Annotated in this window: 15 protein-coding genes; 4 read left to right on the top strand and 11 right to left on the bottom strand. The window is 70.9% G+C overall.

What is annotated here, in order from left to right; translation table 11 throughout:
• Complete coding sequence (locus tag IT355_10055) at nt 1–1,575, top strand: oligosaccharide flippase family protein (protein ID MCC7053602.1); 1,575 nt, start codon at nt 1–3, stop codon at nt 1,573–1,575.
• Here the strand turns inward: IT355_10055 and IT355_10050 are convergent.
• The 3 genes from IT355_10050 to IT355_10040 form a co-directional block, all read right to left on the bottom strand.
• Nucleotides 1,572–2,381 (bottom strand): acyltransferase, encoded by an 810-nt coding sequence (locus IT355_10050; GenBank protein ID MCC7053601.1) that lies wholly within the window; start codon nt 2,379–2,381, stop codon nt 1,572–1,574. The two genes, IT355_10055 and IT355_10050, sit on opposite strands and share 4 nt — an antisense overlap.
• Nucleotides 2,342–4,702, bottom strand: a complete 2,361-nt coding sequence (locus tag IT355_10045) for an HAD-IIIC family phosphatase (GenBank protein ID MCC7053600.1) — start codon at nt 4,700–4,702, stop codon at nt 2,342–2,344. The genes IT355_10050 and IT355_10045 overlap by 40 nt, the downstream gene beginning before the upstream one ends.
• Nucleotides 4,703–4,765: 63 nt before the next feature.
• A complete protein-coding gene (locus IT355_10040; GenBank protein MCC7053599.1) occupies nt 4,766–6,274 on the bottom strand; it encodes an exopolysaccharide biosynthesis polyprenyl glycosylphosphotransferase in 1,509 nt (502 codons plus the stop codon).
• Between the two features lie 423 nt (nt 6,275–6,697).
• On the opposite strand from IT355_10040, the gene IT355_10035 reads away from it, so the two are divergent.
• The 3 genes from IT355_10035 to IT355_10025 all read left to right on the top strand — a co-directional run bounded on the left by IT355_10035 (nt 6,698) and on the right by IT355_10025 (nt 10,628).
• Nucleotides 6,698–7,807 (top strand): hypothetical protein, encoded by a 1,110-nt coding sequence (locus IT355_10035; protein ID MCC7053598.1) that lies wholly within the window; start codon nt 6,698–6,700, stop codon nt 7,805–7,807.
• Complete coding sequence (locus IT355_10030) at nt 7,804–9,360, top strand: acyltransferase (GenBank protein MCC7053597.1); 1,557 nt, start codon at nt 7,804–7,806, stop codon at nt 9,358–9,360. Before IT355_10035 ends, IT355_10030 begins: the two co-directional genes overlap by 4 nt.
• 122 nt (nt 9,361–9,482) lie before the next feature.
• Nucleotides 9,483–10,628: a hypothetical protein gene (locus IT355_10025; GenBank protein MCC7053596.1), complete on the top strand. Its 1,146-nt coding sequence runs from the start codon at nt 9,483–9,485 to the stop codon at nt 10,626–10,628.
• A gap of 18 nt (nt 10,629–10,646) precedes the next feature.
• On the opposite strand, the gene IT355_10020 is transcribed toward IT355_10025, so the two are convergent.
• The 8 genes from IT355_10020 to IT355_09985 form a co-directional block, all read right to left on the bottom strand.
• Complete coding sequence (locus IT355_10020) at nt 10,647–11,276, bottom strand: sugar transferase (protein ID MCC7053595.1); 630 nt, start codon at nt 11,274–11,276, stop codon at nt 10,647–10,649.
• Nucleotides 11,277–11,315: 39 nt separating this feature from the next.
• Nucleotides 11,316–11,969, bottom strand: a complete 654-nt coding sequence (locus tag IT355_10015; GenBank protein ID MCC7053594.1) for an acetyltransferase — start codon at nt 11,967–11,969, stop codon at nt 11,316–11,318.
• Between the two features lie 10 nt (nt 11,970–11,979).
• A complete protein-coding gene (locus tag IT355_10010; protein MCC7053593.1) occupies nt 11,980–13,224 on the bottom strand; it encodes a hypothetical protein in 1,245 nt (414 codons plus the stop codon).
• Nucleotides 13,221–14,303: an acyl-protein synthetase gene (locus IT355_10005; protein ID MCC7053592.1), complete on the bottom strand. Its 1,083-nt coding sequence runs from the start codon at nt 14,301–14,303 to the stop codon at nt 13,221–13,223. Before IT355_10005 ends, IT355_10010 begins: the two co-directional genes overlap by 4 nt.
• Complete coding sequence (locus IT355_10000) at nt 14,300–15,715, bottom strand: AMP-binding protein (protein MCC7053591.1); 1,416 nt, start codon at nt 15,713–15,715, stop codon at nt 14,300–14,302. Before IT355_10000 ends, IT355_10005 begins: the two co-directional genes overlap by 4 nt.
• Nucleotides 15,712–16,455 (bottom strand): glucose 1-dehydrogenase, encoded by a 744-nt coding sequence (locus IT355_09995; protein MCC7053590.1) that lies wholly within the window; start codon nt 16,453–16,455, stop codon nt 15,712–15,714. Before IT355_09995 ends, IT355_10000 begins: the two co-directional genes overlap by 4 nt.
• Nucleotides 16,448–16,690 (bottom strand): acyl carrier protein, encoded by a 243-nt coding sequence (locus IT355_09990; GenBank protein MCC7053589.1) that lies wholly within the window; start codon nt 16,688–16,690, stop codon nt 16,448–16,450. Before IT355_09990 ends, IT355_09995 begins: the two co-directional genes overlap by 8 nt.
• A 162-nt stretch (nt 16,691–16,852) precedes the next feature.
• Nucleotides 16,853–18,463 (bottom strand): hypothetical protein, encoded by a 1,611-nt coding sequence (locus IT355_09985; protein MCC7053588.1) that lies wholly within the window; start codon nt 18,461–18,463, stop codon nt 16,853–16,855.
• Nucleotides 18,464–18,505: the final 42 nt, after the last annotated feature.

Below are 18,505 nucleotides of genomic sequence, written 5' to 3'. Positions count from 1 at the left end.
GTGGACGTTCCGGCGCCCGGCGCGCCCCACACACCGGCATCACAGGCCCGGATCGCCGCCGAGCATGCGGAGTCGGCCGCACGCGACCTCCGCGTGGCGGGACGCAATGCGGTCACGCTGGGCGGCTCGCTGATCCTGACGTGGGGCGTGGCGTTCTTCGTCCGCTTCCAGCTCCCGCGGTACCTGGGGCCGGCGCAGTTCGGGGCATTCAACTTCGCCGACGCGTTCTCCGCGGCATTCTTCACGCTGGCGGAGCTCGGCGTGGACACCTACATCATCCGCGAAGTCACCGTGCGACAGAAGCACGCCTCCGACTTCGCGGGCGGGGTGCTCGTCGCGCGGCTGCTCGCTGCGCTCGTCCTGCTGTGCGGCATGTGGATCGCGCTCAGTGCGTCCGGCCGGCCGGCGGTGGTGCAGCACGCCGTGCTGGTGTTCGGCCTCGCGCAGCTCGCGACGATCAACAACAACTCGATGGCCGCGCTGCTCCAGGCCTCCACCCACGTGAAGCGACTGGCGGTGGCGAACGTCCTCTCGAAGGTGATCTGGGGGGCCGGCCTCGCGGTGGTGATCCTGCTCGAAGGGTCACTGCCACTGCTCGTGCTGCCGCTGCTCGTCGCCGAGCTGGTGAAGACCGCCATGCTGCTCCCGCAGGTGCGCACGCTGGCGCACGTGGAGTTCCGCTTCGACCGGGTGGCCACGAAGCTGGTGCTGCTCGCGAGCCTGCCCTACTTCCTGAACTCCGGTGCCGTGAACATCGGTGCACGCCTCACTGCGGCGGCGCTGGAGTTCGCCACCAGCGACAAGAACGAGGTCGGCTGGTACGGCGCGTCGGCGAACCTGGCCGGCCTCGCGATGCTGCTGTCGCCGCTGATCAGCTGGGTGATGATGCCGCTGCTGGCGCGCGCGCGCGACCGCAGCGAGCGGGAAGCCTACGCCATCCTGCGTCGCGCCATCGAGGCGCTGATGGTGATGATCATCCCGTTCACCCTCTTCATCATCCTCGCGGCCGACGAGCTGGTGCTGCTCGCCTTCGGCGCGAAGTTCGCCAACTCGGCCCCCGCGCTGCGCGTGCTCGCCTTCGACTTCATGCCGATGTACATCGCGATCATCGCCTCGGCGATGCTGGTGCTGAACGGCCGGCACTGGGCTGTGACCGCAACATCGGTGGTGGCCATCCCCCTGCGCGCCCTCGCGATCGGCCCGCTCGCCGCGCTCTTTGGGCGCTGGTACGGCGTCGGCGGCGTCGCGATGGGCGCGGCGCTCACCGAGGTCATCGGCATCAGCCTCACGGCGGTGGTCTCGCTCTGGCTGTGCGGGCGGCAGGCGCTCGACCGGCGTGCGGCGGTCGCGATCGCGAAGTCGCTGGCCGTGGCCCTCGTGGTGCTCGTCCTCGACCGGCTCATGCTGCCGCTGGGCTTCATCCGGCTCCCGATCGACATGCTGGCCTACGTCGCGGTGGCGCTGGCCATCCGGGTGGTGACGATCGCCGACCTGCGCGCCTTGCTGGCAATCGTGAAGGCGGGCCGGGCCGGTGAGACACCATCGCCCGCCGTCATCCCGGACACGCCGGCCTAGCCCGGCACAGCCTCCGCCCCTTCGACCAGCGGAAGCAGCTCGCCCACGACCGTCACGCGCGACAGCGCCTCGGCGGACACCGACACGCCGAACACCTGCTCGAGCGAGAGCAGCAGGTTCAGCATCCCCAGCGAATCCCAGGCGGCCACGCCGTCGCGCGGGGTGTCAGCACCCGGCCGCGCCGCCAGCCCGAAGGTGTGCGTCACCACGTCGAGCACGGCCTCCATCCCGATCTCGCGCCGTGGGCCCACCGCGGCACCGTGCGCCGCCACGGGTCGTGCCGGATTGCCCGCGACCCGCGCACCGGCCGGCACCTCGCCCTTGACGACGCTGCCCGGCTCGATGATCGCGCCGTCACCAATGGTGGAACCGCGGAGCACGGTCACGCGGGCTCCCAGCCGCGCACCGGCGCCGATCAGGATTGCTCCCGTGGAGCCGGCCGAGTCGTGCCGTCCGGCCTCGTGGAAGTCGGTGTCGAGGATCATCGCGAATGGGCCGATGCGCGCCGCGTCCCCGATCACGATCGACTCGTGGCATGCGATGGCCGCGCCATGGCCGACCTGCACGCCGCGCCCGATGCGCAGGTCACCGTGCGGGCCGGTGACGAGGTGTGACATCGCCGGCGTGGACCGCAGCACCACGTTGTCGCCCACGGCGATCCGCCCGAGGTTCTCGACGTGCAGCCGCCCCTCGATGCGGATCCCCGTGCCCACGCTGGTGCAGCGTGCGAGCTGCGCCTGCGCATCCGCGCCGCCGGTCGCGGCCGTCACCGGGCGCCGGCCGGTGACGCCGGTGCGTCGATCCACTCCACCGCGATGCCCGCCGGCGCCGCGAACGGTGTGGCGCAGTCCCAGGTGAACTGCAGCCCGCTGTCGTCGCGGCCAAGGTCGGAGGCGAGCAGCAGGTCGTGACAGGGCTTGTTCTTCGCGGTCGGGCGCAGGGTCACGTGCAGTGTGGACAGCCCGCGTGCGCGCGCCCACTCCACCGCGAGATGCAGCATCAGGTGCTCGATCCGGCGGCCCATCACGCGACAGCTCAGCACGAGGTCCACCACCCGGCACACCGCACTGTCCGCCTCGACACTCACGATGCCCGTGAGCCCGGCCGAACCGAACTTGTCCGACACGGTCACGGCCCAGAGCCCACGCGCCTCGCCGCGTGCCCAGTCCACCAGTTCCGCCTCGGACAGCCGGCGCGTCGAGAGGTTCATCTGGTTCGTCTTGTTGAGCAGCTGCGCCGTGCGGGCGAGGTTGGCCGCCGTCAGCGGCTCGACGTGCACCGCGATGCCGAGGCTCCCCAGCCACTCGTCGATCGAGCCGACCGACGCCTTCGCGGCGCCCCGTTCCCGCTCCGCCGCGTAGAGGGCGGTGCGCTCCGCATCCTCGCGGCTGATGGCCGGCGAGTCGAAGCATCGCAATGCGGCCAGGCGCTCCGTGTAGAGCAGCTTGTCTTCCGGCCACTCCGGCACGAAGACCTCGGGAAGTGCCTCACGCACCCGCGCGCGTTCCACGGGATTGTCGTCGATGAACACCACCGACTGCAGGCCGAGGTTCAGCTCCGCGGCGAGGTCGGCGATGTTCTGCGCCTTGTCCGTCCAGTTGATGCGCCAGCCCACGAAGTCGGATCGCCGCAGCACCATCTGCGGATGCCGGTCGATCGCCTCCAGCGCCACGCTCTCGGTGTTCTTGCTGACGATGCCGAGCACGATCCCGCGCCGGGTGAGCGCCTTCACCGCCTGCTGGAAGTCCACGAACGACTCACCCACACCGTCGTGCCCGCCGAGCTGGAGGTTCTCCCAGCCCGCATCACCGACGATGCCGCCCCACAGCGTGTCGTCGAGGTCCAGCACCAGCAGCTTGCGCGCCTGGCCCGCGATCGCGCGGGCGGCCGCCTTCAGGTCCAGCGCCACCTCGGCGAACAGGTCGGTGGAGTACGGCACCTTGCCGAGGTACCACCCCTTCGCCATCGACCGGCCACGCGTCGCGCTCGCCTCGTGCCAGCGCTGCGCATGCAGCACGAACACGTTCGGCACATCGGCGAGCTGCGACATGAGGCGCGCGTTCGCCTGCGCCAGCGCCCAGGCCACGCCACCGGGCCGGGCGTCGATGAGCCCCAGGCCACGCTGGTGTGCCGGCTGGACCCATGTCGGCACGAACGCCATGCGGTACGAGGTGGCGCCGCGCCGCACGAGCGTGGCGAAGGCATCGACGTCGTCATGCAGGTCCGCCTCGCTGGCGCCGTCGCCGCGCACGATGCGGTCGAACGCCGGCAGCGCGAGTTCCGGGCGCGTCCACACCAGCACGAAGTCCGCCGCGCCCGCGGGGGCGCCGGAGAGGAGTCCCTGCGTCGTCTGGCAGAAGGGTGCGTCGACCACCTCCATCACCGGGCCGTCCGCGGCATCGGCAAGGCGGATGGCGAGGTCGCCCACGGTGAAGTCCGCGAGCACCATCCCCCGCAGCGGCGCGAGCCCCGGTGTGGCGTAGGTGTCGCGAAGCGGCGCGACGGCGGTGCGGCTGGACGGTGCCGGTGCCACGGGCGCCGCCGTCTCGGCCAGCGAGCGCAGCACGCGTGCCGGCACGCCACCGGCGACGACGTTCGCCGGGATCTCGCCCGAGACGATGCTGCCGGCCGTGATGACCGAGTTCTCGCCGATCGTCGTGCCCGGCAGGAGCGTCACGCGACCGGCAAGCCAGGTGCACGCGCCAATGCGTATCGGCGACGCGAGCATCGCATCCGCGAGCAGGTCGGTGTCGTCGATGATGCAGTACGGCCCGATGCTCGCGCGATCACCGATGGTGATCGTGGACGCCGCACGGATCGACGTGCCGTAGTTCACGTGCACGCCGCTGCCGATGGTGATGGTCGCCCCGGGTTGCGTCACGATCTCGACCGGGCTGAACGTGCTCGTGAGTGCAAGGTCGTCGCCGATCGTGATCGTCCCGGCGTTCACGATGCGCGGACGGCCGACGGTGCGCGCCCGGGCGCCGCGCCGCGTCACGTCCGCGAGGTACGAGGGCGCGAGGACCGTGCCGAACAGGTAGCGGACGCCCTTGCGGGCCCGTTCGGACAGCGGCAGGTCGCTGTCGCGCTCGAGGCTGCGCCTGATCTTGTCGACGAGGGTGCTCATGTGGGTGCAGACTGGCCCGGCCGGGTGCCCGTCACGCGGCCGGCGTCCTCGCCGGCACGTGCATCAGAGCGCGCCGTCCATCCGGATCACGGCGGGCAGCGTGCGGAGAAGGATGCCCGCATCCCGGGCAAACGACCAGTCCGCGATGTACGCCGTCTCGAGCGCGACCACGTCCTCGAAGTGGATGATCCGGTTGCGCCCCGACACCTGCCAGGGCCCGGTCAGCCCGGGACGCACGTCGAGCCGCACGAAGTGCCGCTCGGCATACCGCGCGACCTCGTCCGGCAGCGGCGGGCGGGGACCCACCAGCGACATGTCGCCGCGCAGCACGTTCCAGAACTGCGGCAGCTCGTCGAGGCTGGTGCGCCGCAGGAAGGTGCCCAGGCGCGTGATCCGCGGGTCGTGCGCGATCTTGAAGAGCGGCTCCTCGCCGTAGACGTTGCGGTCCTGCAGGCCAGCCTGTTGCTCCGCGGCGCTGGCGACCATGCTGCGGAACTTCCACATGTGGAAGTGTCGCCCGCCCTGCCCCACACGCACCTGGCGGAAGAGGGCCGGTCCTCGTGAGGTCACGCGCACGGCGACCGCGATCAGCAGGAACAGCGGCGCGAGCGCGACCAGGAGCAGCAGGGCGATCACGAGGTCCATCGCCCGCTTCACCACGAGCTGGCGACCGCGCTCGCCGGGCCGCACCAGGCGCATCAACGGATCGCCATGATGGAAGACGAGCTGCGGCTCGAAGCCGTGCAGCACCACCGTGCGCGGCAGGCACACGACGTTGCATCCCGCCGCATCCGCCACCCGCGCAAGCCGCTCGGCGAGTGGCTCGCTGAGGTGCCCGAAGAGGACGACGGTATCGGCGCGGTTCTCGTCGATCAGGCGCATCATGGCGCTGGTCGGACCAAGCGGGCCCGCCGCCTGTTCGATCTCGGTGGTGGCCACCTCGCCGACGAAGCGGAACTCGGTCGGGTCGGCGAACGCCGGATTCGTGCGGCCGGCCCGCAGGTCGCGGCTCGGCGCCACGAGGATGGCGCGCAGCGCACGGCTCCGTCGCGGTCGCAGACGCGCCACGACGAGGTCGAGGGCGAAGCGCACGGCCACCAGCGTGACCGCGATGGCGAGGCCCACGAACGTCACGCTGGCCAGCCGGGCGAGCGCCGGCGGCGTGAACAGGTCCGTCCATGCCGCCATGAGCACGCCGAGCATGGCCCCCATCGCGACGCTCCGCACGTGGCGCTTGCGGGCGCCACCCACGTAACCGCCACAGAGCGCCAGGCCGAGGAGGACCGCCACCTGGAGCGGGAGCGCGGGGACGGTGCCCGCCGGGACGACGGCCGCCACCTCGGACGCGACGCGGGCGCCGAACCAGGCGTGATCGCGCGCGGCGGAGAGCAGGATCCGCATCACCTCGAGCGTGACGAGGTCCACCGCGACCAGCACCAGCACGCGGAGCACACTCCGCCAGACGTGGCGCCAGACTGCATGCGGTGCGCGCGCGTGCAGCACCTCGGGCAGCGGAACGCCGTCGTACTCCGGGCCCCGGACGGCGTGTGTGCTGCCGGACTCGGGTGACACGCGGCGGCGCTGCCGCCGCGACGGTGGATTGGACGCGCTCACAAAGCGGACTCAGCCGCAGATTCGTACAGGCAGGACGACACGCGTGGGGTTCAGCGGCTCGCGGGGGGACTCCAGCGGCGGATGCCGACCAGAGGCGCTGGACTGCAAAGCTCCGGGAATCTAACAGCGCACGTCCATCGGAGTATCGGGCGCCCGCCGCGCCGCAGGCGACGCGGCCCCGGCCCATCCGTCACATCCGGCAACCCGGAGGCGCTCGAGGCGGCGGCGCGACCACATCACACAAAAGGACCTGACCGTCCGAGACTTGGACGGACGTAGGGAAGAGTTGCCCTCACGTGTGGATTCTCGTCTGCTCGCTGCAAGCCCAGCACCCACCCGTGCCTTAACGCTGGCGAACGCCCCGCGTCCGCCAGGGACCTTATGCAAATCCACCGCACACTCCCCGGCCGCGCCGTGTGGCCGTTCCTGCTGCTCGTCATCGCCGGTTGCGATGCCGGGCCGGTCGAGGCGCCCTCCGACAACGATGCGCTGGCCGCACAGGTCGAGGCGCTCTCACCGGCATCGCAGGTGGCGGACGCGTACGCCGAGGCCGCACTGCCACCGAGCATCGTCGTCCGGGATGCGGCGGGGCTGCCGCTCACCAGCGTGAGCGTCCGCTTCACCAGCGTCGGCGCTGCCGGTGACTCGCTCACGCAGGTGCGACGCACCGATGGCGACGGACGCGCCACCATGCCGTCGTGGCGCCTCAGCATCCCGTCCATGTATCGGACGGTCGTGCGCGCCGGCAACACGGCTGGCCTCACGTTCACCGCGCTGGCCGTGCCGCAGTTCCTGCGCGATTCCTCGATGCGGCAACGCTGCCCGCTCAGCGACTCACTGCGCGTCCCCTTCGCGCACCTCGACTCCACGCTCGCGCGGCTGCGCAGCGGACGACCGCTGACGATCGTCGCGTACGGGTCGAGCTCGACCGCCGGCGAGGGGGCGTCGCGACCGGGCCTGGGCTACGTCGAACAGACGGCGGCGCAACTGCGCCGTGCCTTCCCCGACGCGTCGATCACGATGGTCAACGCCGGGCTGACGGGAGCGAAGGCGCCCGACATGGATGCGCGCCTCGAGTCGGCCGTGCTGTCGCACGCACCACAGCTGGTGCTCCTGCAGTCGGCCACCATCGAGGCCATCCGCGGCATGCCGATCGATTCACTCCGCCTGCCGCTCCGGCGCATGCTCACACGGCTTCGCGGACGCGGCATCGACGTCATCCTGCTCGACAGCCAGCGCTACCGCGGCTTCGGCGGCGGCAGTGTCTACCGGGAATTCCAGTCGGTGCTGCGCGCCGAGGGCGCCGACGTCGGCGTCTCGACCGCACGTCGCTTCCTCTGGTACGACGAGATGCTCGACCGCCAGGTGTACACCTACGACCAGCTCCTGTCGTCGGACTACCTGCACCCGACCGACCTCGGTCACGAGTGCACGGCCACCCTCGTGAGCACCGGCATCGTCGGCGCGATGCTCGGCACGGCCGCACCATGACGCCGGCCACGCAGACGCCGCCGTCGACCAACCAGGCGTCCACCGCGCCGCGCCCCGACGGACGCGCCCTGTCCATCACCGGGTCGCAGCGCCGCATCACCGGCAGCCAGCCGTCGGTGCGCCGTTCCCTCACGCCGCCCACGGTCCGCGCCGTGGGCATCACGCACCAGCCGCCCGAAGCGGCGGCGGCGCCCCGGCTCGCGGCCGGACCCGACCGGAAGGGCGCGATGGCCCCGATCACCGGGCTGCGCTGGGTGGTGAGCCTCTGGGTTGTGCTGCTGCACACCAGCTTCGGCGCGATCGCCGCCGACATCGCCCCCCGCTATGTCGCGCAGGGCGGGATCCTGGCCCTCGCTGGCTACATCCTTGCAGCCCTCGGGCGGTTCGCCGCGTTCGCCTTCGCCGGCACGAGCCTCTTCCTCGTGCTCGGCGGCTACGCACTGGCCGTCGGCACGCTGTCCCCCGAGCATGGCGGCATGACGCGCAGCGCGAAGAGCCTCTGGCGCAGCCGGCTCCTCCGCTTTGCGCCGCTGCTCGTGCTCACGCAGGCGCTGCGCATCCCGCAGTTCATCCTCGCACACGGTGACCGGCCGTGGGGTGACGTCGCGGCCTCCATCGGCGTGAACCTGCTCGGCCAGCAGGCGTGGTTCCCCACCTACGTGTGGGACCTCAACGATCCGTCGTGGACCATGACCGTGCTGCTCACGAGCTGGGCGCTGTTCCCGTGGATCGGTCCGCGCATCGCCAGGCTGACGCCGCGCGCGGCGCTCGCCGGGCTCGTCGCAGGCATCACGTTCAGCCTGTCGGTCGCCACCGTGGTGCTGCTCGTGCACGGGGAGTCGAACGCGGACCACACCGCCACCGACTACTGGCTCTCGTGGCTGCACACCAATCCGCTCGTCCGGATCCCGGAATTCCTCGTCGGGGTGCTGCTCGCGCGCGTGCATCGCGGGTATGCCGGCTGGATCGCCGCGCGTGCACAGGTGATCCTCTCCATCGGCGTCGTCGCGCTGCTGGTCGCCTGCATCCTCAACACCGTCGTCGTGCCGTACGTGCTGATGCACAACGGCATCGTCATCCCGATTGCCTGCCTGCTGTTCCTCGGCCTGACGGAGATCGGTGCGGCGCAGCGCGCAGGCACCGATGCGCCGCAGACGCCACTGGCACGCCTTGGCTCGGCGCTCACCCGCTGGCTCGGCCGCCCGGTCTTCCAGCGGCTCGGCGGGGCCGGCTTCTCGCTCTACCTGCTGCACGGTGTCCCGCTCGCCGGCCTGATCATCGCCCGCAACCTGGTCGTCGGCCGTCCGCTGCTCTTCGGTGGACGACCGGAGAGCTCCAGCCTGTGGGAGCTGGTGCTGGCGCTGCTCTATGTCGCGATCTCGGGTGTGGTCGCACTGCATGCCCACGAGAAGGTCGTGGAACCGCTCACCCGGTGGCTCGGCAAGCGCCTCCGGTTCTGGGCTGCCCCGGCCCCGCAGCTCTCCCCTGCCGAGGCCGTCCTGGCCGTGGCGGGGGCGGAGGCCACCCCGGAGCGCGCGCGACACGTGGCCTGACCCCTTGTGCCCGGAACGACCCGCCGCCAGCTTATTGCTGAGCTCGGCGGCGACGAAGCCCTCGACTGCGCATGTCCGTATCATGCACGCGCAGCGATCGCCTCGTTCCCGGAGCACGGCACGTGTCCTTCCGCACCGAGCCAGCCAGCCGTTCGCCAGGCAGACGGCGCCCCTGCACCCGCGCCATCGGCACCCTGCCCGTCCTGACCGCCCTGCTGGGCCTCGCAGGCTGCCGGAACGGCCACCCCGCCGGCCCTGAGACCGACATTCCAGCCGTCCTCGCGGCGGAATCCCCGACCCTGCAGTACGTGTCGTCCGTGGCCGACGCTCCGGCTCCCGCGGTGGTGCGTGTCCGCGATTCCGTCGGTCGTGCCCTCGTCCGCACCCGCGTCCGCTACAGCGCCACCGCCGGCGCCCTCGAGATCACGAGCGGAATCCTGCGCACCGACACCACAGGTCGCGTGCGCCTGCCACGGTGGCTGGCGCGCGATGCCCGTCCGTACCAGGTGGACGTGCGCGTCGGCAACGGGGCACCCGTGACCTTCCGCGTCGTGACCCTGCCCGGCGCGATCATGGGTGGTGACGATGCGAGGAGTTGCCCGCTGATCGACCAGCGGCTGCCGCACTTCCAGAACCTCGTGCGAAGTGCCGCGCGGCTCCAGGCGGGCCAGCCGCTCACCATCGTCGCACTGGGCTCGAGCTCGACCTTCGGCACCGGCCTGACCACGCAGGACGAGGCGTACCCCGCACAGCTGCAGGGCATGCTGCAACGGGGCTTTCCCGGCAGCACGATCACGGTGCTCAATGCCGGCATTCCCGGCAACTCGTCGGACCAGCTCGACGCGCGCCTCGACAGCGATGTCCTTGCCCACGCGCCGGACCTCGTGGTGCTGCAGACGGGGACCAACGACGCACTCAAGCGCCTGCCGTTCGACGTCGTGCGTGAGTACACCCGTCGCACGATCACGCGCCTCCAGGAACGCGGCATCGACGTCGTCCTCCTCGACCCGCAGCGTTTCCGCGGAGCGGGCGAGTCGGAGGAATACCGCCAGTACATCGCGCTCGTCACCGGTGTCGCGGATTCCCTCGGCGTGAGCACGGCGCGGCGCTACGGCTGGATGTCGGCAGCAATCGATGCGCAGCGCTACGGCTATGCCGACCTGCTGACGGCGGATGGCCTCCACCAGTCGGCCCTCGCCCACCGCTGCACCGCCCACCTGCTCGCCACCGGCATCGCCGTCGCCGCGCTCGAGGCCACGCGGCCCTGAGGCGGTGGCACGGCACGATCAGCGGAGCAACGGCGATTCCGGCGTCACGGGTGCATCGGGCGCCCCGGTGAACTCGGCCATCGTGGCCTCGCCGGCGGCACTGATGCCATCGCGACGCACGACGGCCATGACGGTGCGCCAGAGGATGCGGATGTCCAGCAGCAACGACTGCCGTTCCACGTACTGCACGTCCAGCTCGAGGCGCTCCGGCCAGCCAAGCGCGTTGCGGCCCGACACCTGCGCCAGCCCGGTGATGCCCGGCTTCATCTCGTGCCGCCGCCGCTGCCGCGGGGTGTAGCGGTCCAGGTAGCGCATCAGCAGCGGGCGGGGACCGACGAGGCTCATCTCGCCGCTCAGCACGTTCAGCAGTTCCGGCAACTCGTCCAGCGAGGTGGCGCGCAGCCGGCGTCCGAAGTGCGGCAGGCGGTCGGCGTCCGGGAGCAGTGCGCCGCTGGCGTCACGCGCGTCGGTCATGCTCCGGAACTTCACCATCATGAACGGCCGGCCATGCAGGCCGGGGCGCTCCTGCCGGAAGAACACGGGCGTCCCGAGGCGCGTGCGCACGAGCACGGCCACGACAGCAAGCGCGGGAACCCAGACCACCGCGCCGATCAGCACCAGCAGCAGGTCGAACAGCCGCTTCAGCATGCGCAGCACGCGCCGTTGCGCGCGGCGCGCGGCGAACGCTCAGGATGCATCTGGGGCCGGTGCCGCAGGCGCGAACATCACGCGTGATCGCGCCGGATCGCCCTGCGCGAGGGCGTAGGCCTCGACCTCGCGATAGACGACGGCGCCGGCCGACACCTGCGCTCCCGTGCCGACACGCACGCCGGCCAGCACGGTGGCGTGCGTGCCGAGGAACACCTCGTCGCCGAGCTGCGCCGCGCCGTTGATCACCGCGTACGGTGAGAACACCGTGGCCCGGCCGATGCAGGCGTCATGCCCGACACTCGCCAGCACGTTGAGCACCGCATGGTCGCCGAGCACGGCGTACGGCCCGACATGTGCCCCGGGCGCGACCACGCAGCCGCGGCCCAGCGTGGCCGTCGGCGGCACGTAGGCCGTGGGATGCACCACGGAGCCGAACACCGCCCCCGCAGCCTCGAGCCGGCTGGCGATGGCCGCCCGCACCGATGGCTTCCCGATCCCGATCACGTACTGCGCAGCGGCATCCAGCACATGCGTCTCCAGGGACCCGAGCCAGGGCGGCAGGCCCGGCGCCGCGAGCACCGACTCGGCGCGGTCATCGACGAACCCGACCACCTCGTCCACGCCGCGGTCACGCACGTACTGCAGCACCTCGCGGCCGAAGCCGCCGGCACCGACGATGATCAGGCGCATGGCACACCGCTCACGACTGCGAGGATCCGATCGTCACCTGGCGCGTGAACTGCGCCAGCAGGTCATAGCCATCCCAGTACCGGTCGAACCGCAGCGCCTCGCCGATCGGCACGATGCGATCGAACGACCGGGACCCGAGTGTCGCGGCGAACGCGCGCATCGAGTCCGGTGTGAATCCGAAGTATGCCAGCGTCTGGTCGCGGGAGGACAGCAACCCGCCGATCTCCGACAGGTCCGGCACCACGCGCTGGAAGAGGAAGCCGCCGCCGGGATGTCCGCGATCCATCGGTGCCATCGCCGCAAGGTCCGCGACGGCGAGCTCGTTCGACACCCATGACACCCGCGACACCGGCTGGTCGAGCACCGCGCGGTATGCGAAGGTCCGCTTCGCCAGCGAGGCGCCCACGTCCACGCGGTATCCACGTGCCCGGATCCGGGCGGCGACGGCGTCACCGAACTGCGCCGCCGCCTGCGCCCCGCGCCCCGCCTCGCCCACCCAGACCACCGTCCGCGGCGACGAGCAGCCGAGCTGGTCGAACCAGAACGTGTCGTTGTAGAACTGGTCCGCCAGCGTGTCGCGCGCCTCCTCGTCGAGCGCCAGGAAGGCGTCCACCTGGAGCGCAGCCCAGGAGTAGCGGTCGGGGAACGTCATCTCGACGGCATGGGCCGGCAGCGGCACCTTCCGCATCGCGTTCACCGTGCCATCACCACCCCACACCACGCGCACGTCGCAGATCGCCGACAGCGCCGCCGAGATGTCGGCGTCGTGCCCGTAACTCAGCATGATCGTGTTGCGCGCCAGCAGGCCATCACGATGCTGGTGGAACTCCTCGTTCAGCATCCGGCAGAGGAGGCTGCCCTGCCGTGACATGCGCGAGGAGAGCCGGACGACGTTCCGGTTGCCCGCCAGCACCGCGAGCAACCAGGAGTAGACGAAGAGCGTGTCCACGTTTGCCGGCGGGATGTGGAACACCGTGCCACGCGGCACCAGGATCCTCGAGGCGTCCTCCAGCCGGCGGAACGCGTCGCGCAGCCGGAGCAGCTCCGCCTTGCGCATCCAGAATGCCAGCGCCTGCAGCGCCGGGAACGTGCGGGCCTCGGCGTCGGTCGCGAGACGGCGGCTCAGCGACGCGGCGATGGCGAGCACCCCCTCGTCGAAGGGCATCAGCGAGGTGTCTGCGTCGGCCTGGAACCGCGCGATGGTCGCGGCCACGTCCACCGGCCCGCTGGCCGGCACGATCGACTGGGCGATCATGTGCTGGCCGCGAACGCGTGCACGTCGCTGCAGCCGCGGAGCTCGGCGCGCGGCGCACGCCCGATCACGGTGAAGGCCTTGCCGCCGCGCCCGGTGGTGTTCGCATCCACCGAATGCACGATGCCCATGTCCTCCGTCAGGATCGAGTGCCCCGGGTAGCTGTGCGGCAGGGCGCTGAGCACCTGGATCACCCCCGGGGTGCCGACCGGCGCCTCGTCCCACGTCTCGGGGTCGCGGATGATCACGTCGGCGAAGGCCGGCGGGTACAGGAACCCGTCGTCGCCCTCCAGGAAGACGCTCCCCACCTGCTCCACCATGCCATAGAAGTTGTAGATGCGGTGCAGCCCCGTCATGGCCTGGAGCCGGGCACGAAACGTGGCGTTGTCCACCGCCTCGTCCTGCAGCTTCTTCCAGCCGCCGCTGTGGACCAGGATGCCCTGCGACAGGTCGAGCCCGCGGTCCGCCAGGCGCTGGATGAAGTACTTCCACGCCATGAACGTGAAGCCAAACATCAGGAACGGCGCGTTCCCGTGCTTCGCGAGGAAGGCCTCGACGGCCGGGATGTCCAGGTCCATCTCGTCGTCCAGCGCCCAGACGGCATTCCGCCCGAAGGTCATCATGCCCAGCACGCCGGCCCCGCGCGCCGCGAACTGCGTCCGGTTGCGGATGATCGACTTCGTGTCGAGCACCAGCATCGGCAGCCGGTCAGGCCCGAGCACATGCGTCATGATGCGCACCAGCGCGCGCGTCTGCAGGTCCGCCGTGCGCTGGTCGAGGATGATCCGGCTCACGGCCTGGCCGGTGGTGCCACTCGACGTCATCACCTTGAACACGTCGGGCGCCCCCACGGACACCAGCTCGTGACTCTTGAACAGGCCCACGGGCAGCCAGGGCACATCCGCCAGCCGCGACGCGACGCGCGTCGCCCCGGTGCCGGCCAGCAGGCGGTCGTAGGGCGCGCAGTGCGCGGCATGGTGCGCCGTCAGCGCGTTCAGCAGCGGCAGGAGCGTGGCCTCCTTCTCCGCCTGCGACGACCCGAACACCGGGGCCGCCAGCAGTTCCTCGATCGTGCGGCTCACAGCAGCTCTCCCAGGGCACGGTAGTCGACCTTCCCACTCGCGAGCGTCGGCAACCGGTCGATGTCGCGGAACACGAACGAGGAGCGGTGGAGCCGGAACTGCTTCGCCGTGGACACGAGCACGTCCTCGCGCCGCGCCGCGTCCCAGCCCTCACAGAAGACGACGATCCGGTCATCCCCGCCGAGCACGGCCACGGCACCGTGCGGCGCAATCTGCGCCTCCACCTCGTCGAGGTTCAGGCGGTAGCCGTTCACCTTGCTGATCCGCTTCAACCGGCCGGTGATGAAGAGGCAGCCGTCCGCATCGAGGTAGCCCAGGTCACCGGTCACGAGTCGACCCCCATGCTCGTCGCCGAGCGCGAGGTCGGCGGCATCACTCGCATAGCCGAGCATCACGTTGGGTCCGCGATACACGATGCTGCCGATGTGTCCGGGCTCGTCGAGCACCACGCCGTCCTCGTTTTCGATGCACAACGTGCCGCCGGGCACGGCCGGACCCACGCTGCCAAGCTTCGAGGGCAGCGCGGCGGCGGGCAGGATCGTGATGCGCGCGGTCGCCTCGGTCTGCCCGTACATCACGAACAGGCGTCCGCCGCGCCGCACCGCGAGGTCATGGAAATGCGAGATGAGTTTCGGGTCGAGCCGGCCGCCCGCCTGCGTCAGCGTCCGGAGGTGCGGCACGTTCAGCGCATCCAGGTCCAGCCGGCGGAGCAACTGGTACGAGTACGGCACGCCGGCCATCGACGTGCACGCCTGGTCACGCACCAGCGTCCAGAAGGCGTCGGAGAGCAGGTTCTCACCCGTGAGCACGAGCTCCCCGCCAGCAATCAGGTGGCTGTTCACCACCGACAGGCCGTAGGAGTAGTGCATCGAGAGGCTGGTGATCGCGCGCTGCCCCTCGCCGATGCCGAGCGCCGCGGCAATGCTGCGCGCGTTGGCCTCGACGGCCGTGCGCGAGAGCCGCACGAACTTCGGCGACCCCGTGGAGCCGGAGGTCGGCAGGAGGAGCGCGAGGCCAGCCGCAACCGGGGGCGTTTGCCGCCCGGCGAAGTACAGCGCCGGCGTGGCCGTGCTCCCGTCGTGCGTCACGCCAGCGGGATCGAGTTCCGCGGAACTCCCGATCACCACCGCCGGCTCGTAGCGCGTGAGGATGCGGTCGCGCTGGTCCGCCGGCATCCCGGCGTCGACCATCGCCACCGGCCACTCGAGCGTGAAGGCGGCCAGGTAGCCGACCAGCGCCTCGATCGAATTGTCGCAGAGCAGCACGATCAGCGCAGGCGCATCCACGCGGTGACGGATGCGCGCCGCGCACTCGGCCGCACGGGCCAGCAGCTCGTCCGCACCCAGCCAGCGGCCGCCTGCGCCATCGAACACGGCCTGCGCGGCGCCGCGCTGCCGCAGGTCGGCAATCACACCAGCATCCCCCCGTCCACGCCGAGCACCTGCCCCGTCACGTAGGTCGACTGGTCGCTGGCGAGGAACAACACGGCCGCCGCGACATCCTCCGGCGTCCCGATGCGACCCATCTTCACGCCACGCAACCGCTCGGCATGTTTCTCTGGCGGCAGCTGGGCGACCATGTCGGTGGCGATGAAGCCAGGCGCGATGGCGTTCACGCGGATGCCGCGCGGTGCCAGCTCCTTCGCGCTTGCCAGTGTCAGGCCGATCACGCCCGCCTTCGAGGCGGCGTAGACCGACTGCCCTTCGTTCCCCACGCGGCCGATGATCGAGCTGATGTTGATGATCGAGCCCGACTTCTGCCGCCCCATCAGGCGCGACGCTTCCTGCGTGGCCAGGATCGGTGCCAGCAGGTTGATCGCCAGCGTGTGACGGACCGTCTCCTCGGGGATCATGCCGAGCAGGCCGTCCTCGAGCACACCCGCGTTGTTCACGAGGACATCGAGCCGGCGGTACGTGCGGAAGACCTGCTGGAAGACGGCACGCAACTGCGCCGTGTCAGTCAGGTCCGCTGCAACCGCGAGGGCCGGCACGCCGAAGCGCACGGTGAGGTCGGCCGCCCGCGCATCGAGCGCCTCACCCGCCGTGCGGCCGTGGAGCACGACGGTGGCCCCGGCGGCCGCGAAGGCCTCGGCGATCGCCCAGCCGATGCCGCGCGTGGAGCCGGTGACCAGCGCGACCCGGTGCTCAAGCACCCGTGGCGCCGTGCTTCGCGACGATCTCCTGCGCCTTCGCGAAGCTGCTGAGGCCGATCACGTCGTCCGTGGGCAGCATGATGTCGAAGGCCGTCTCGATCTCCATCACCAGCGCCATGTGCGCGACCGAATCCCACTCCGGAATCTTGCGGTACTCGAGCGATTCGAACTCGGTGGTCGGGGGCAGGCCAAGCGCCGTCGCGAAAGCCGTCTTGAGCGTGTCGAGCTGGGACATGAGCAGGAAGTCGGTGAGAATCGCCTCGCCGCACGAGGCTGGTAGCAACGGTGCAAGATAACGGATTCGACCGCACGGGGAGAGCAGCACTGTCCATGCGCCCCCGACAGCCGGCTACGACACGACGCCCACACACCCTGCAGATGAGACCGCCAGTCCCGATCAGGGCACCGGCAGGCGCGGCGTGATGCTGAACTGCAGCGTCAGGTTCCGGCGATCCACGTTCTCCTCGGCGAAGAAGCAGAGCCCCGTCGACGCCCAGTACGCGTTCAGCCGGTTCTGCATCGTGACCGACGATGCGAGCAGCGTCGTCCGGGTGCGCAGCACGCCGCGCACGCCTCCGTACAGCGACACGTCGTGCTTGCAGAGCCCATTCCCCATCGGCTTGTTGATCGAGTAGAACGAGTCGTCGTCCCACCGCAGCCGCCCCGCGAACGCGCCGACCGACCAGCGATCGGAGTGCCCGTCCACGGCGAGGAACTGGCTGTTCGCCCCGGGCCCGACTGCCGCGCCCAGCACCTGCCCTCGCTGCGTGAAGCCCTGGATCACGGACCGGCTCGTGTACCAGCTGCCGGTGGGCCGCGCGCGATAGGAGCTGCTCTGCTCCGTCTGCGTGTGTTCGAGCTGGACGCCGAGGCTCCACGTCGGGGACAGGCGGCGGATCCCCTGCAGTCCGGCCGTGAACGCCTGTGAATGCCCCACATCCCCCAGCAGGTCGCCCAGCGTGCGCGGTTGCTCCGCACGGCCCCAGTCGTACCAGACTTCGAGACCGGAGCCCGGCGGCGAGTAGTGCCCGAAGAGTTCGAAGAGCTGGTCACGCCCGCGCGTCTGTGTCGGGTCCCAGAAGGGACGCGCGTTGGGCCGTCCGACGTTCCGGAAGACGTCGAAGAGCCGTCCCAGCACGTCAGGGCGCTCCTCGATGGCGCCGATGACCATCCGTGCCGTGCCGATCGTGAGCCCCGGCGCGCGGCGCGGCTGGAGCGTGACGATCGCCGCACCGATGGCGCGCGCCGGCGACGTCGGCTTGCCGTCCTCGAAGAACCGTGAGGTCGTGAGCGTCCCGACGAGATAGCGGGCGTCCACCGCGCCGATGCGTGTCTGCAGCGGCTGGCGCGTGCGCACGAACGCATGCCCGAACCCCGCAGCGTTGTTGCTCAGCAACAGGGCATTCTGCAATCCCGGGCCCCACCACTCCTGCTCATTGGCCAGGCCCGCCTCCACCTTGTCCCACGACAGCCAGGCAGCGGATGTGCCCAGGTCGGTGGCCGCGACGCTGCCGGGCCCGAAACGGCGCGGCATGTCCATTGATCGCGAGTACCAGTGGTACGGCGATCCGTACGGATTGCGTGGCGCCGGGATGGGCGGGACGATTTCCGGGTCCGTGGGTCGCGCATAGTCGGTGTTCGTTGCCCGCCAGAACGTCGGCGCCACGATCACGCGCAGTCGCTGCCAGGTCAGCGCCACGCCACCGCTCACCTGGACGGTGGTGCCGCGGCCGGCCCACATCGCACCGTCGTTCAGGGTCCAGGGGAAATCGGAGTTGTAGGTCAGCTGCGCATCCGGCAGCACCGCCGCGATGCGCAGGCGCCCGGCACTGTCCAGCACCAGTCGCGTGCGCGTGGTGGCCGACTGCATCAGGCGGCGCACCGGCGCCTGTGAATCGCGCTGGATGGACAGCCGGCGGTCGCGCTGGTCTTCCGGCGACCCGAGCCTGTACAACGAGACGGCCGCCTGGCCGGTGAGCACCGGCGCACACACCAGCTGCGAGGCCACGCACAGCAATCGGGCGTGCGGCACCATCAGGCCGCGAATGGC

The sequence above is a fragment of the Gemmatimonadaceae bacterium genome, assembly GCA_020851035.1.
Classification (GTDB): domain Bacteria; phylum Gemmatimonadota; class Gemmatimonadetes; order Gemmatimonadales; family Gemmatimonadaceae; genus JACMLX01.
This window is presented reverse-complemented; position numbering and strand designations above follow the sequence as displayed.